Below are 17,171 nucleotides of genomic sequence, written 5' to 3' on the forward strand. Positions count from 1 at the left end.
GCTCCAGCAGCGCGTCCTTGTTCTCGTCCCGCGCGCCGCGCCCGGTCAGCACGATCCGGGGGCCCTCCACCTTCGTGGCGATGTCCCGCGCGAACAGCGCGCCCAGCCCACCGGCACCACCGGTGATCAGGTAGACGCCGCCGTCCTTCCACGGCAGCGGGAACGCGGGGGCACCGTCGAACTCGTGCCACCGCAGCACCTCGCGCACACCGGACCGGTACCGGACCGCCGTGTCCGCCGGTGCGCCCCGGTCGGCGTCCGCACAGGACGCGGCACGCTCCGGCCCGTCCTGCGGGTCGACCAGGACCAGCTGCCCCAGCACCCGCGGGTTCTCCAGCTGAGCCGTCTTGAGAATGCCCGCCAGGCCCGTCCACAGCCACGCGTCCGCGTCATCCGGGACGACCAGCTGGACGTGGACGGTGTGATGCGCCCGTTCGCCGAGCACCTCCTTGACCGTCGCGAAGACCTGCCGGGCGTAGTCGGAGTAACGCGCGTCGACGCTCGCCGAGGGGGAGTCCAGGAGCACGACCCGTCCCGTTCCGCGTGACCGCATCACCTCCGCGACCTCGGGAAGGCCGATGAGCAGGGCCAGCGCGGCGGGCGTGCTTCCCGCCTCCTCCGCGTCCCGCACCCGGTCCTGGGCGATCCAGCGCGGCGCGGCGAGCAGCTCACCCGTGGGCTGCTCCGCCGGGAGGGCGCGCAGCGAGACGCCCCTGAGCCGGACGCACACCTTCCCCCCGTCGTCGCAGACGTCGATGTCGAGACGGCGGACCGCGGAACCGGCGGCGGCCGGCGCCTCGGCGCCACCGCGCACCCACGCCCACATCGACGCGGTGCACGCGCCGAGGATCTGCACCTCGTCCACGGCGAAGGGCAGCAGGAGTTCGCGCTGCGCCGTCTCCCGCGGCGTCATGCCGACGCAGGCCTGGAGCGCGGAGTCCAGCAGGGCGGGGTGGAGTCCGTACGCCGGCAGGGTCACGCCGACGGCGTCCGGCAGCGTCAGCCTGGCCACGACCTGGCCGTCACCGATCCACAGCCGCTCGACGCCCCGGTGGCCGGGGCCGTAGGCGATGCCCTGCGTCAGGAACCATTCGTAGACCTGGTCGGCGTCCCACGCGGCGCCCTCGCACTCCGCGCGCAGGCGCGCGATGTCCACCTCGACGCCCGTGGGGGCCGCGGCGGGCTCCAGCGGCACCCGCACCACGCCTTCGCTGTGGACTACCGGGTCCGCGGTGGACCGCGGGCTGACGATCTCGTAGCCGATCTCGTCCTGTCCCCGGGGCAGCAGGCGCACCTCGACGGCCTGCTCCCGCTCCCCCACCGTCACCGGCCGCGCCCACACGACGTCGGCGATGCTCAGCGCACCGTGCGGCTCGTCCAACGACGCCTCGACGGCGGCCCGGACCAGCTCCAGGCAGGCCGCCGCGGAGAGCACGCGCTCACCGTGCACCCGGTGGTCGGCCAGGAAGAACTCGTCCCCGGTGAACACGGAGGTGAACCGCTGCCCGCTCAGGCCGGAGGTGTTCGTGTGCACCAACGGGTGGAGCTGTCCCGCCGCCCGCGAGGGCCGCGGGTCGGTGTCCATGCTCGTGGCGGGCCAGTAGCGCTCGCGCTGGAAGGGGTACGTCGGCATCGGGACGCGCCGCGCCACGCCCCGGCCGGGGAGCTTGCCCCAGTCGACCGCCACGCCCGTCACCCACAGCTTGAGCAGCTTGTCGAACTTGCCCTTCTCCGCCCACGCGCCCAGCGTGCGGGCCATGTCCTCGTCGGCGGCGAAGACCTGCAGCGCGTCGTCCCGGCGCCGCTTGACCGTCCCCCGGTGCAGACCGGGAACCTCAACCTCGCCGCCGAGGAAGCGCGTCAGCTTGGCGACGAGATCGGCGGTGGTGTCCACCACGAGGCCGAGGCGCTCCTCGAACGCCTCCCGGCCCGTTTGCAGGGTGTGCGCGATGTCCGCGAGCGAAGCCTCGGCGCCGTCCTCCTCGGCGATCCACCGGACCACCTGCTCGGCCTGCTCCCGCAGGGCGTCCGGGGTCCTCGCGGAGAGCACGACGACCGCCGGGCCGTCCTGCGCGCGCTGCCGCGCCGACGCGGGGACGTACTCCTCCACGATGAGGTGGGCGTTGGAGCCGCCCGCGCCGAAGGAGGAGATCCCGGCGATGCGCGGCAGCTCCGTGCCGTCGGCCGACAGCGGGCGCCGCCACTCCGCCAGTCCGCGCTGTACGAAGAAGGGGCTGTTCTCGAAGTCGATGTGCGGGTTCGGCGTCTCCGAATGCAGCGAGGGGACCAGCTGCCCGTACTTCATCTGCAGCAGCACCTTGGTCAGCCCGGAGATGCCCGCGGCGCTCTCGGCGTGGCCGATGTTGCTCTTCACCGAGCCGATCGCGCAGTACCGGACGTCGTCGGAGTACTCGCGGAACGCCTTCGTCAGGCCCGCGACCTCGATCGGGTCGCCGAGCGACGTGCCGGTGCCGTGCGCCTCGACGTAGCTCACCGACCGCGCGTCCACGCCCGCTTCCCGCAGCGCCCGGCCGATGACGTCGAACTGCGCACGGGGGTTGGGAACCGAGTAGCCGTTCGTCTTGCCACCGTGGTTGACGGCCACGCCCCGGATGACGCCGTAGACCGTGTCGCCGTCCTCCTCGGCCTTCGCCAGCGGCTTCAGCAGAACGGCGCCGACACCCTCACCCGGAACATAGCCGTCGCCGCCCTCGCCGAAGCTCTCGCACAGCCCCTTGCTCGACAGGTACTTGCCGCCCGCGAGCATCAGGTACTTGTTGGGGTGCAGGGAGAGGTTCACCCCGCCCGCGACGGCCAGCTCGCACCCGTGCGTCAGCAGGCTCTGGCAGGCCAGCTGGATCGCCGTGAGCGACGAGGAGCACATCGTGTCGACGGCCATGCTCGGGCCGTGCAGATCGAAGAAGTACGACACCCGGTTCGCGATCGACGACGCGCTGCCCGCCAGCGTGACGTTCCGGCCCCTGGCCTGCTCCTGGGCGGCGTACAGCTGGTACTCCTCGTACATCACCCCCACGAACACGCCGACGTTGCCGCCGGGCCCGCCCTCGCCCCGGTCGCGGCTCAGCGCCGCGCGGGTGTACCCCGCGTCCTCGAACGTCTCCTGCACGCACTCCAGGAACAGCCGCTCCTGCGGGTCCATGTACTCCGCCTCGCGCGGAGAGATGTTGAAGAACAGCGGATCGAAGCGGTCCGCTCCCTCCAGGAAGCCGCCCCACTTGGAGTACGTCCTGTCGGCGGCGTTGACGTCCGGGTCGAAGTACCGGCTGTGGTCCCACCGGTCCTGCGGAACCTCGGTGACGCAGTCCTTGCCCTCGACCAGGTTCTGCCAGAACTCCCGCAGCTTGCGCGCCTGCGGGTAACGCCCCGCCAGGCCGACGATGGCCACATCGACGGAACCCGCACCGGCCTCGGGGCGGGGCCGCGCCGCGCGCCGGGGCACCGGCGCGAAGCGGGTCCGGGGCGCGGCGGCCGCATGCCTGGCGACGGCGTCGCTGTCGGCGGTGTTCTCGGCGGCGGTGTTCTCGGCGGCGGCGGTGGCCACTCCGAGCAGCGTCCTCAGCTCGTCCTCGCGGGTCTCCAGGAAGTACTGGGTCAGGGCGCGGATGCTCTGGTACTCGAAGAACAGGGTCTTGGGCAGCGAGCCGAAGACCTGCTCCAGCTTGTTGGTCAGCTCCATCGTCATGACGGAGTCGATGCCGTAGACCTCGAGCGCGTCGTCGGCGTCGATCCGGTCCGCGGACAGGCCCAGCTCCGACGCCAGCAGCCCGATGAGGTACCGGGCGGTCCGGTCGTCGAGCCCGTCCCCGCCCGGAACCGCCTCGGCCGGTGCGGCGGAGGCGGAAGTGGCGGCGGCCGGCAGCTCGGGGGCGGCCCGGTCGGGCAGTTCGCGCCGGGGCCGCGCGGTCGTGTCCTCGGCCTCGTAGGCCCTGGCGGAGAACCCCTTGAACCGGCAGGACACGGCACCCGAGTCGTCGCACAGGTCGATGTCGAGCTTGCGCACCCGACTCCCGGGCCGGTCGTCGGCGCTGCGGCGCACCCACGCCCACATCACCTCGCGGCACGGCCGCAGGATCTGCAACTCGTCCAGCGCGAACGGGATGTGGGCCGCGTCCTCGACCGGCTCCAGCCCCAGCGCCGCCTGCAACGCCGAGTCCAGCAGGCTCGGGTGCAGCATGAACGCGTCGAGCGAGTCGTGCACCTCCGCGGGCAGCCGCAGCCGTGCGAGCACCTGGCCGTCCCCGGCCCGCACGCTCTCCAGCCCGCGGTGCGCGGGCCCGTACGCCAGGCCCAGCCGCTGGTAGACCCCGTAGCAGTGCTCCGGGTCGAGCGGCGTCCCGTCGCAACGGTCCCGCAGCCCCGCCAGGTCCACCGGATCGTCGGACACCGGCTCGCCGAGCACCGCCACGCCCTGGCTGTGCACCACCGGCAACGCCTCGTCACCGGCCGTCTCCGGCAGGCTGGAGACCTCGAACGCGACCTCGCCGTCGCCCGCGGCGAACACCACCGTGCGCACCCGGACGGGTCGCCCGCCCACCGTGACGGGACGCGCCCACACCACGTTGCGCAGCGTCAGCCCGCCCGGACGGCTCCCGGCCGACGCCGCCACCGCCGCCCGCGCCATCTCCAGGTACGCCACGCCGGGCAGCACACGGTCGCCCTTGACCACGTGGTCCCGCAGGAAGAACTCGGCACCGGAGAACACCGAGTCGAACCGCTGCGCCTCCAGGGTGGAGGTGTTCGTGTGCACCAGCGGGTGCAGCCGGGCGGCGCCTTCCCCGCCCGCGGCCGCCCCGCTTTCGCGCGGTGCGGTGACCCAGTGGCGCTCGGGCGCGAAGGGGTACGTGGGCAGGGGAACGCGGCGCGGCACGGTGGTGCGGGCGAGGAGCTGCCAGTCCACGTTCAGGCCGTCCACCCAGAGGTCCATCAGTTCCTTGTGCTCACCACGGGCGAGCCAGTGCCGCACCGTCCGCTGCCTCTGCTCGTCGGCCTCGAAGTCCGCGAGCGCTTCCCGGGTCTGCCGGGTCCGCGCGTGGCGGACACTGTCGGTGTCCCGGGCGCCGTCGAGGAACGCCCGCAGCTTCTCGTGCAGGTCATCCCGGCTCTCGGCCAACAGGGCGAACCGTTCCTCCATGGCCTCCCGGCCGACCTGCAGCGTGTACGCGATGTCGCCCAGCCGGGCGGCGCGGCCCTGCTCCGGAAGCCAGCTCAGCAGCGCCCGCACCTTCTCCCGCAGCCGCTCGGCGTTCTTCGCCGACAGCACCACCAGCTCCGGCGCCGGGTCCGGCAGCGGCCGGTCCTCCGGCCGGGTGTGCTCCTCCAGGAGCACATGGGCGAGGGCGCCGTGGGCACCGAACGAGGAGACACCGGCGATGCGGGGCACCTCCGTGGTCACCCCCGCGACGGTCCGCGTGGGCCGCTTCCACTGCTCCAGCCCCTGCTGCACATGGACCGGCGAATGGGAGAAGTCGATGTAGGGGTTCAGCTGCCGCGAGTGCAGCGAAGGCACCACCATCCCGTGCCGCATCTGCAGGACCACCTTGGTGATGCCCGCGATGCCCGCCGCGGCCTCCAGATGGCCGATGTTCGACTTGACCGACCCGATCGAGCAGAACCCCGACCTGTCGGTGTACTCGCGGAACGCCCTGGTCAGAGCGGTGATTTCGATCGGGTCGCCCAGCGAGGTGCCGGTCCCGTGCGCCTCGATGCAGCTGACGTCCTCGGCGGAGATCCCCGCGTCCCGCAGCGCGGCCACCACCAGGTCGGCCTGCGCCGCCGGGTTGGGCACGGTGGTGCCGTTGGTCTTGCCGCCGTGCCGCGTGGCCACGCCCCGGATCACGGCGTGGATGTGGTCCCCGTCCTCGACGGCCTGATCCAGCGACTTCAGCAGGACGCAGCCCACGCCCTCCCCCGGGACGTAGCCGGTGCCGCCTTCCCCGAACGAGCGGCAACGGCCGTCCGTGGAAAGGAAGTTCAGCTGGCTGAGCGCCACGTACTTGTTCGGGTGCAGCGACAGGTTCACCCCTGCCGCGAAGGCCATCGACGTCTCGCCGTTCCTGATGCTCTCGGACGCCATGGCGACCGCGTACAGGGAGGACGCGCAGGCCGTGTCGATGGTGAGGCTCGGCCCGCGCAGGTCGAAGAAGTAGGAGACGAGGTTGGCGGCCTCCGCGCGGTCGGACACGTCCTGGCCGCTGTAGAGCTGGTACTCGTTCCAGGTCATGCCCAGGTACACGCCAACCTTCCCGGCCCCGTCGGGGCTCAGGCTCTGCCGCGTGTATCCGGCGTCCTCCATGGCGGCCCAGGCGGCCTGGAGGACCAGCCGGGTCTGCGGGTCCATCGCGGCGGCACGCTTCGGCGGGACGCTGAAGAACATGGCGTCGAAGTTCTCGGCCCCGTCGATGAAACCGCCCCACTTGCCGGTGGTCCGGCCGGGCTTGGTCTCGGGGTCGTAGTACGCGTCCTTGTCCCACCTGTGCGGCGGGATCTCCTCGACGCAGTCCTCGCCGCTCCGCAGCACCTCCCAGAACCGGTCGAGGTCGTCGGCATGCGGGTAGCGGCCGCTGATCCCGATGATGGCCACGTCCCGGGACCGGGACCCGGACCGGCCGGATCCGCTCGGCGCCTCGACGCGCGCGGTCACCCGGGCCTGCCCGGTCCTGGCCACCGCAGCGGCCGGGACGGCTTCGGCCGGGATCGCCCCGGCCGGGATCGCCCCGGCCGGGGTCCGGCCGGTGTCGAGCAGTGCCGTCATCCGCTCGGTGTGTTCGCGGACGAAGTACCCGGCCAGCTCGCGGATGGTGCGGTACTCGAAGAACAGCGTGCCGCGGACGGACTCGAAGTCCTTGCCCAGCAGCCGCAGCAGTTCCATGATCTGGATCGACTCGATGCCGTACTCGCCGAGTTCGGCGGCGGCGTCGAGGCGCTCCGGCTGAATCTTGAAGACGCGGGAGATCTTGGCCTTGAGGTAGTCGACGGCCCTGGTGAACAGGTCGGGGGCAGCCGCCGTGGCCGCCCGCTCGGCGGTCCGGGTCCGCGCCTCGGGCCGGGGCTCGGGCCGGGGCTCGGACCGGGGCCCGGTGGCCGCCTCCGCCCGGTCGCGTTCGGCGACGCGCAGGACCCGCTCGATCTTCTCCCGCTCGCCCTTGGCCACCACGACCTGTGTCTCGTCCGAGGCCAGGATCGCCATCAGCGCCCGGATGCCCTCGGCGGTCCCGAGGCCGCGCAGGCCCGAGTGGTCGAAGTAGAGGGCCTTCGAGGTGGCGTCCTGCTCGATGTCCCCGAGCATTCCGCCCTCGTCCCAGTAGGGCCAGTCGACCGAGATGCTCCGGCCGCGGCGCGCGCCGTCCGCCCGCAGCGCTTCCCGGTGGTGGGCGTAGGCGTCGAGGAAGCGGTTGGCGGCCGCGTAGCTGCCCTGCCCGAAGTCGCCTACGTGGGCGGCGATCGACGAGAACAGGACGAAGAAGTCCAGCGACTCCTCGCGCGTCAGCTCGTCCAGGTGGACGGTTCCGTGCACCTTGGGCGCCAGGACCGCGTCGAAGTCGGACTTCGCCGCGGCCAGTACGTCGGTGCCGCCCAGGACGCCCGCGCTGTGGAAGACCCCGTCCAGACCGCCGAACCGGGCCCGGGCCGCGTCCAGCGCGGCGCTCACCGCGCCGCGGTCGGCGACGTCGCAGCGCAGGTACACGACCTGCGCGCCCGCCGCCTCCAGCGCCGCGGTCCGCTCCCGCAGGCCCGCGTCCGGTTCCCTGCGGCCGAGCAGGACGAGCCGGGCCCGGCACTGCTCGGCCAGATACCTGCCGAGGTGCCCGCCGAGTTCGCCCGCTCCACCGCTGATGAGGTAGACGCCGTTCTCCTTCAGTGGCAGACCGGACGGCATAGGGTCCACGCCATCGGTCCACCGCCGCAGCACCCTTGTCGAACGGACGCCGTCGGCACGCCGGACCTCCTGCCCGCCGCGCGCCGATGTCCCCTCCGCGAGGCGGAGTTCGTCCAGCACCCCGCTCACCACGGACTCGGCGTCCCGCACCCCGTCGAGCTGGAGGGTGTTCATCCGGATCAGATGGTTCACCGGGGTCATGGCGCGCGCGAACCCCGAGAGCGACTGCGCCGCCGCCCCGGCGACACCCCGCTCCCCCGGTACGACGGACAGGTGCGGGAGTTCGCTTTCGAGCCCGGTGCGGTGCGCCGCCCGGAAGAAGTGGAGCAGGCTCTCCAGCTCGACCGTGCGGTCCGATCCGTCCGAGGCCAGGGGCCAGAGGTTGGCGACGGCGAGGGGCATCCGCCCCGGCAGGCCGACCGCGGTCAGCAGCCGGTCGAAGTCCGCCTGGCTGCGCCGGTCGACGACGTAGTGGTCCGCGGAATGCTCCTCGAACGCGGCACCGGCCCGCACCTGGATCACGGTTCCCGCGTGGTGGCGGCGGAAGAGCGCGACGCGTGCCGGGTCGTCGTCGCAGACGAGCAGGGTCAGCGCGGAGCCCGCTCCGGCGCCCGGTTCCGCCGCGGTGTGCTCCGCGACCCAGCGCGGGACGTAGAAGTGCAGGTCCTCGGTCCCGCGGCCCGCGCTCCGCGGCTGCTCCGCCGCGGGCTCGTGCCGCCCGTCGATCCAGTACTCCTCGCGGGCGAAGGGGTAGGTGGGCAGGGACGTGACCGGCGGCACCCGCTCGCCGAACAGGCCCTGCCATTCCAGGTCGTAGCCCTGGCGGTACAGATCGGCCAGCGCGCGCAGGGCGTCCTGGTGCTTGCCCCGGTCGCCGGTCGGGCCGCCCGCACGCGCGATCAGCTGGTCGGCGTACTCGACAAGCGCGGTCTGCGGTCCGAAGGCCCGTGGCCGCACACCCTGGAACGTGTTCGGCGCCTCCTGCCCGTCGCGTACCTGGCGGAGCAGGCGCACGGCTTCCTCGTGCGTCGCCGCGAGAGTTGCGCAGCGGTGCGCGAAGTGGTGCCTGCCGACGAGCAGTGTGGCGCTGATCCGGGCGAGACTTGCCTTGTCCTTGTCCCCGTTCTCCAGGAAGGCCAGGAGTTCGGCGGCCCTGGCCGTCAGCGCCTCGGCCGTCTTGGCCGAGAGTACGAGGAGGTGGGGGCGCGCGGGATCGTCGGTGTCCGCGGTCTCCGGCGCGTCGTACGCCTCCACGACGACGTGGGCGTTCGTTCCGCTGATGCCGAAGGAGCTGACCGCCCCCAGCCGCTTCCCGCCGGGCCCGCTCTCCCAGGGGCGGGTCTCCTTGTTGACGTAGAAGGGGCTCCGCGCCCAGTCGATGTAGTCGCTGTCCTGTTCGCAGTGCTGGCTCGCGGGCACGGATGCGTGCCGCAGCGACTGCACCAGGCCGATCAGGCTCACCACCCCGGAGGCGGCCAGGGTGTGACCGAGGTTGCTCTTGACCGAAGTCAGGGCGCAGTACTGATTCTTGTCGGTGTACCGGCCGAAGGTGTCGGCGAGGGCGTTCACCTCGATGGGGTCGCCGAGCCGGGTGCCGGTGCCGTGCGCCACCACATGCCCGATGTCGCCCGGGTCGATACCGAACCGCTCGTAGACGGAGCGCAGCAGCGAGGACTGCGCCGACCGGCTGGGCGCAGTGATTCCATTCGTCCGGCCGTCGTAGTTGATGCCGCTGCCCTTGATGACGGCGTGGATCCGGTCCCCGTCCGCCAGCGCCTTCGCGAGGCGCTTCACCACCACGACGGCGACCGCCTCGCCCACGACCATCCCGTTGGCGCGCTTGTCGAAGGCGCGGCAGACGCCGTCCTCGGACAGCATCCCGGCCCGGTCGGCGTGCTGGAAGAACTGGGAGGTGGCGAGGATGTTGACGCCCGCGGCGAGCGCGGTGTCGCATTCGCCGGTACGCAGGCTCACGCATGCCTGGTGCACGGCGGCCAGCCCGGCCGAGCAGGCCGTGTTGATCGCGAGGACCGGCCCCGAGAAGTTCAGGAAGTACCCGAGGCGCGAGGCCAGGACGCCGTCGTGGGCGGAGGTGAGGGTTTCACCGCCACCGGCGACCCGGTGGTAGTCGCCTTGTTCGGCGCCGACGAACATGCCCATCGTGCTGGCGCGCAGCTTCCCGGCGCCGTAGCCCGCATCCTCCAGCGCCCGCCACGACTCCTGCAGCAGCAGCCGCTGCCGCGGATCCATGGCCTCGGCGTCGCTGGGGGCGATCTCGAAGAACAGCGGGTCGAACTCGGCCGCGCCGGGCAGCCACCCGCCCCGGGGCTCGTGGTCGCCGGGCACTCCGGCCCAGCCCAACCGCCGCTCCGGCGGGAGGGGTTCGATGACGTCCCGGCCGCTCGCGAGGATGTCCCAGAGATCGTCGGCGGTCCGTGCGCGCGGGAAGCGTCCGCTCATGCCGATGATGGCGATGTCGTCCTCGCCGGGAGTGGCCGCCGCCGCGGCAGCGGGCTCCGGCCGCGGCGCCCGGGCGGTGTCCTGCCGCACGGGCAGCGGGTCCGCGGTGCCCGCGTATGTCCGTGCCACGGCCTCGCCGTGATCCTGAATCAGATGGTCCGCGAGCATGCCCAGCGTGAAGTGGGTGTAGAGGTCCGACGGCGTGAGGTCGATTCCGTAGTGCGCGCTCAGCTCGGTGGCCAGCCGGGTGTTGCCGACCGAGTCGAAGCCCAGGTCGGAGAGGTTGTCGTCCGGGTGGATGGCGTCCGACGCCAGCTTGAGGACGCCGCGGGCGATCCGCCCGAGGTCGGCGCGGACCAGGTCGGCAACGTCCGTCCGGTCGGTCCGCTCCGCGGGTCGCTCGGACGGGGAGTCGGGCGCGGTGTCGGGCGCGGTGTCGGCCGTGATCCAGAACCGCTGCTCGTCGAACGGATACGTCGGCAGCCGCAGTTTCCTGGTGCGTACGGCGGAGAAGAGGTCTCGCCCGGGGATGTCCGCGCCCGCGGCGAAGGACTCGGCCAGGGTAAGGAGGTGCTGTGCGTACTCGGCCGCGGGAAGCTCCGCGCCGAGGTGGAAGTCGGGGAGTTCCGGCCGGTGCGCCTTCGCGGGCGCGCTCCTGGCCTCACCGAGGTTGTGGAAGCAGTCGGCGGCGTGGTCCCCGCGGAGCAGGCGATTCAGTTCGACCCGCAGTTCGGCGGCGCTCCGTACGACGAACGACGCCCGGATGTCGAAGTGTTCGCGGCCCAGCAGCAGTGTGGCGCTGAGGTCCATCAGGTCGACGTCGGTCCCCGTCTGCCCGAGCCAGTCCGCCAGGTCCTGGATCCGGCGGCGCAACGCCGTTTCGGTTCTTCCGGAGAGGCAGACGAGGTGGGCGGGGCGGGCCTTCGGCGCGATCGGCTCCCCGGGCGGCGCCTGCTCCAGGATCACGTGGGCGTTCGTCCCGCCGAAGCCGAACGAGCTGACCCCGGCCCGGCGTGGGACCGGTTCGCCCGCCTCCGAGCGCTGCGCCTTCCACTCCCGCGGGGAATCCACGATGGAGAAGGGCGTCTCCTCCAGCGTGATGGCCGGGTTCAGCGTCGTGAAGTCGGGTAAGGCGGGCATCTTCTCGTGCGCCATCGAGAGCAGGACCTTGATGACGCCCGCGATCCCCGCGGCGGGCTCAAGGTGGCCGATATTCGGCTTGACCGAGCCCAGGCCGCAGTAGTTGTACGGTCCGGAGCCCGCGTCGTCGCCCCGGGCCCTCCGGAATCCCTCCACCAGTCCGCGGACCTCGATGGGATCGCCGGTCGGCGTACCGGTGCCGTGGGCTTCGACGTAGCCGACGGTCTCCGGCGGGACGCCCGCCTGGGCGAATGCCTTCGAGATGACCCTGGCCTGCGCGTCGGCACTGGGATAGGTGAGGCTGCGGGTCCGCCCGCCGTGGCTGACGGCGCTGCCCCTGATCACACCGTGAATACTGTCGCCGTCGCGAATGGCGTCCGCGAGCGGTTTGAGCAGCACCAAGCCGCCACCCTCCCCGCGCACATACCCGTCCGCCGTTGCGTCGAAGGTCTTGCAGGAGCCGGTCGGGGACAACATTCCGACCTTGGAGAACGAGACGGTCCGCGCGGGCGAAAGCACCAGGCTGATGCCGCCCGCGAGCGCGACACCGCATTCCTTCTGCCGCAGGGATTGCACCGCCAGGTGCACGGCGTCCAGCGATGCGGAGGAGGCCGTATCGACCGTCACGCTGGGGCCGGTGAAGTCGAAGAAGTGCGATACGCGGTTGGCGATAACCGCGCCCGCGGTCCCCGTGGCATGGTGCGCGGCGGGCTCCCGCCCCTCCGCTTCCTGCAGTCCCTTGTAGTCCAGATTGAAAGCACCGATGAAGACCCCGGCGTCGCTGCCCGCCAGCTCACCGGGGCGCACGGCGGCGTCCTCGAAGCAGGACCAGACGAGCTGCAGCATGATCCGCTGCTGCGGGTCCATGCTCTCCGCCTCCAGCGGGGACACCCGGAAGAACGCGGCGTCGAACACTTCCACATCCGTCAGGAAGGCGCCCCACCTGCTGGTTCCCGGACCCTCGGGGCTCTCGGTGCCCTCGGTGCCCGCGTACGCCCGCCAGTCCCAGCGGCTGCCGGGCACCTCGCCGATGTGCGAGCGGCCCTGGTCCACCGTGGCCCAGAACTGGCGGTAGTCGTCAGCTCCGGGAAACCGACATGCCATACCGATGATGGCGATGTCGCTCTTGTCGTTGCTCTGCACAGAAAGGTCCTCTTTCAAACCCCCGAGATCCCGATCGAGACAGGCCGCAGCCCGGAAGGTGCGGTGATCAGGAAAGGACTTCAGTGTGATATGTCGGCTCGACAGTGGCTCAAGGTGGTGGTCAACCACTGGCCGCGCAGGCGCCATTGCCCGCCGACGTCCGCTGGATCACGCTCTCGGCGCGAATTCCCGCGACGTCATGCCTTTCCCCGCGGGCTCCGAAGAGCGAGCGGGCGACTTTCACGACAACAAACAACAATCCCACGGTGAATGAACTCATCGATGTGGTCGGAGTTTTCACCGGACGAAAGGTGGTCGAACAAATGAGCCGGGAGGCAGTCGCCGCCCCCACCCCTCAGCACCGTGAAGCGCTTCCAGATGGGTGCGCGGACACTCCGCGTCGTGCGACAGGATCCCCGCGTCTGTCGTTCCATGAGCATGCGCTCATCGTCCCCCCGAACTCTGTATGCCTGGCGCCCTGGAATCGCGCTTCATGTCGCGCACTCAGGACCCGTGGTACAGGAACCATACCCGACGGCGCACAGACTTCAAGGCAGTTGATCGAATTCGATCATGCTCGAAGCGGAGGGCGCTCCACACCTACGGCGACTGGACGACCCGGGACGCCAACGATTGCATCGTTGCAGGTACAGACCATGACGGAAGTCGTTGCCCATACAACAATTCCCGGCGAACACGCGCACGAGGAACCACAGTTGACCGGCCATGGGCGCACCGGGATGATCCGGGTGCCGGAGGCAGTCGCCACCGGAGACCGATACCCGCCCGAGAGGTTCAGCCATGACAGAAACCGTTTCCTTTCCGCAGGACCGCTCCTGCCCTTACCACCCGCCCACCGGTTACCGGCCGTTGGCCGAGCAGGGACCGATCACCCGCGCCACGCTCTACGACGGTCGCGAAGCATGGATCGTTACCGGCCACGCCGAAGCGCGGCAATTGCTGACCGACGAGCGCCTGTCGTCGGTCCGGGAGAACCCCGCATTCCCGGTGCCCTCGGCGCGCTTCGCGGCCATCCCGCTCGAACAGCGCCGCACCCCGCTGCTCGGCGCCGACGGCCCGGAACACCACGCACAGCGCCGTATGCTGATTCCCAGGTTCACCAACAATCGCGTCGCCGAGCTGCGTCCGCGGATCCAGCAGCTCGTGGACGAGCTGCTGGACGACATGATCGAGAAGGGCCCGACCGCCGACCTGGTCTCGGCGTTCGCGCTCCCGCTGTCGTCGAACGTGATCTGCGCGCTGCTCGGCGTGCCCTACTCCGACCACGCCTTCTTCGAGGAGCAGTCCGGGCTCCTGCTGCGCGCCACGTCGGGCGAGGAGTCCGCGGGTGCCGCCGTTCGGCTCATGACGTACATGGGCGAACTGATCGCCCGCAAGGAGGCGGAGCCCGGCGACGACCTGCTGGACACCCTGGTCACCCACCTGCGGGCGGGCGAGCTGGAGCGCCAGGACCTGGTGAGCCTGGCGATCTTCATGCTCATCGCCGGTCATGAGTCGACCGCCAACATGATCACGCTGAGCACCCTGACGCTGCTGGAACACCCCGAGCAGCTCGCCGCGCTGCGGGCCGACGACTCGCTGTTCACGAGCGCCGTGGACGAACTCCTGCGGTATCTGTCCATCGTGGAAGGTCTGTCCCGGGTGGCCACCAAGGAGATCGAGATCGGCGGGGTGGTCATCCGCCCCGACGACGCGGTGCTCTTCGCGACCTCGCTGATCAACCGGGACCCGGCCGTCTACCCGGCCCCCGACGAGCTGGACCTGACGCGCTCGGCGCGCCAGCACGTCACGTTCGGCTTCGGCATCCACCACTGCCTCGGGCACAACCTCGGGCGCACCGAGATGGAGATCGCGCTGCGGGCCCTGTTCACCCGCCTGCCCGACCTGCGCCTGGCCATCCCGGCCGACGAGGTCGCGTTCGCGCCGGGCGACACGATCCAGGGGCCCCTTTCGCTGCCGATCGCCTGGTGAGGCGGGCGGCGACGCGGCTACGGCGGCGTCGGACAGGAGCACGACAAGCCCGGCCGTGACGAAGTCACCGGCGCCCGCGGACGCTCGGGATAGAGTTGCAACCGAGGCCGCGCTACGGGGGGCCGATTACCGGGGGACAACGCGGGGGGACAACGCGAGGACTCGCCGTCGCGCACCGACCATGCCCGCTGGAGCGGGCCGGTGCCCACGGCACTCGACATCCGGCGTGCTGCCGCGGTTCCCGCCTGCTCGCCCGAGCCGGTGCCGGGTACGCCAACGACCCCATGTGCGTGGGTGCGGTGCAGCCGTTCCCGGCTGACCGCCCGAGGGGAACCATGATCTGGGAGAGTCCACTGTGGAGAGGCAAGTGACAGACGAAGTCGTGACCCACGCGACCACCCGGGTGGTCCCGGTGCCCGGGCTGGCAAAGCCGGTCGCGCTGATCACCCTGGACAACGGGCTCGATCCCACCAAGCCGAACACCTTCGGCCGCGAGGGGCTCAGCAGCCTCGACGCCGCCTTCGACGCGGCACTGGCCGCCGACCCGGCGGCCATCGCGGTGACCGGCAAGCCCTTCTGCTTCTCCGTCGGCGCCGACCTGGCCGCCATCGGGATGGACCGCGAGACCACACTGACCATCGGCAAGCGCGGCCACGACGCGTTCCGCCGCTTCACCGACTCCGAGATCCCGACGTTCGCGTTCCTCAACGGGGCGGCGATCGGCGGCGGTCTGGAGCTCGCGCTGTCGTGCCACTACCGGACCGTGGCCTCGGACGCCGCCGCGATCGCGTTCCCGGAGTGCGCCCTCGGCCTCTTCCAGGGCTGGGGCGGCACACAGCTGCTGCCGAACCTGATCGGTGCGGACCGCGCGGTCACCGTGATCATCGAGAACGCGCTGAACAACAAGATGCTCCAGCCCGCCGAGGCCGTCGAGTTGGGGATCGCGGACGTGCTGCTGGACTCGGCCGACTACCTCGACCAGTCGCTGCGCTGGCTCGCCGGTGTGGTGGGCGGCGAAACCGTGGTGCCCCGCCCCGAGATCGACCGCGGCGCGAGCTGGGACGCGGCGATCGCACGGGCGCGCGCGATCGTCCAGGCCAAGACCCACGGCGCCTCGCCGGGGCCGTTGCGGGCCGTGGAACTGCTGGACTTCGCCCGCCACAACGACCTGGACCGCGGCTACCCGGCCGAGTCCGAGGCCATGGCAGACGTGCTGTTGAGCGACGAACTGCGCGCCAGCCTCTACGCGTTCGGCCTGGTGCAGGTGCGCGCGGCACTGCAGCCGGGCGCCCCCGACACCTCGCTGGCGCGTCCGGTGAAGAAGCTCGGGATCATCGGCGCGGACCCCGAAGCCTCGCGGCTGGCCCTGCTGTTCGCACGACAACTGGACATCCCGGTCGTGCTGACCGACGCCGACCCGGCACGTGTGGACCAGGGCGTGGGGCGCGTGCACACCGAGGTCGACGCGCTGCTCACCGGCGAGCAGATCTCGCGGGACGAGGCCGACCGCGTGAAGGCGTTGGTCTCCGGCTCGCCGGACAAACAAGCCCTCCGCGAGGCCGACTTCGTCGTGGAGGCCGTGGCCGAGGACCTTTCGGCGAAGCAGCAGGCGTTCGCGGACGTCGAGGAGTTCGTGTCGGCCGCATGCGTTCTGGCGACCACCACGTCCTCCCTGCCGGTCGCGGAGATGGCGGTCAAACTGCGGCACCCGGAGCGGGTCGTGGGGTTCCACTTCGCCAGCCCGATCGCCGCCCTGCCGCTGCTGGAGGTCGCCCGCGCGGACAGGACCGACGACGCCACGGTGGCGACGGCCCTCGCGCTGGGCACGGCCCTGGGGAAGTCCTGCGCACTGGTCGCGGACGCGCCCGCGTTCGTGCTCAACCGGGTGCTCGCCCGGTTCCTCGGCGAGGTCGTCGCGGCCCTGGACGAGGGCACACCGTTCGAGGTGGCGGACCACGCGCTCGACCCGCTGGGTCTGCCGATGACACCGCTGGTCCTGCTGCAGCTCATCGGCCCGGCGGCCGCCCTGCGCGTCGCCGAGACGTTGCACGCGGCCTTCCCCGACCGGTTCGCCGTGAGTGAGAACCTGCGGCGGCTGGCCGAAGCGGGCAAGAGCTCCGTATGGCTCTGGGACGCCGAGGGCGGCAAGACTCTCGACCCCGAGGTCGCGGCCCTGTGGGAGACCGGCTCGGCACCGTCCGCTCCGGCCGAGCTGCTGGACCGGATCTCGGCGGCACTCGCCGACGAGATCCGGCGGATGCTGGACGAGGGCGTGGTGGCCGAACCACAGGACGTCGACCTGTGCCTGATCCTGGGCGTCGGCTGGCCGTTCTGGCTCGGCGGCATCACGCCGTACCTCGACCGGACCGGCGTGGCGGAGCGGGTGACCGGCAAGCGGTTCCTGCCGCCGGGCGTCGCCAACGCATCCGAGGACTAGCCCTTATACGAGAGTCCGCCCGGCAGCGATACGAAGCGGGGGGGGGGGGGGGGGGGGGGGGGGGGGGAGGAAGTCGGAGGTGTGAGCGTGGAGGCGGGTGGG

At 71.6% G+C, this 17,171-nt stretch carries 3 protein-coding genes (1 of these 3 running past the window's edge); 2 read left to right on the forward strand and 1 reads right to left on the reverse strand.

Going from position 1 to position 17,171, the window contains the following annotated elements; all coding sequences use genetic code 11:
- A protein-coding gene (locus ACZ59A_RS39005; RefSeq protein WP_470969015.1) for an SDR family NAD(P)-dependent oxidoreductase crosses the window boundary here: on the reverse strand, window positions 1-12,640 show its start. 15,209 nt of this gene lie to the left of the window's left edge; only the first 12,640 of its 27,849 coding nucleotides appear in the window; it begins with the start codon at window positions 12,638-12,640; the stop codon falls past the left edge of the window.
- An 801-nt stretch (window positions 12,641-13,441) separates the two neighbouring features.
- Here ACZ59A_RS39005 and ACZ59A_RS39010 point away from each other — a divergent pair.
- Window positions 13,442-14,632, forward strand: coding sequence for a cytochrome P450 (locus ACZ59A_RS39010; RefSeq protein WP_470969018.1), 1,191 nt, complete (start codon window positions 13,442-13,444; stop codon window positions 14,630-14,632).
- Window positions 14,633-14,999: 367 nt separating this feature from the next.
- Window positions 15,000-17,069, forward strand: a complete 2,070-nt coding sequence (locus ACZ59A_RS39015) for a 3-hydroxyacyl-CoA dehydrogenase NAD-binding domain-containing protein (RefSeq protein ID WP_470969020.1) — start codon at window positions 15,000-15,002, stop codon at window positions 17,067-17,069.
- Window positions 17,070-17,171 lie beyond the last annotated feature (102 nt).

The organism is Streptomyces sp. NPDC040405 (assembly GCF_055595765.1).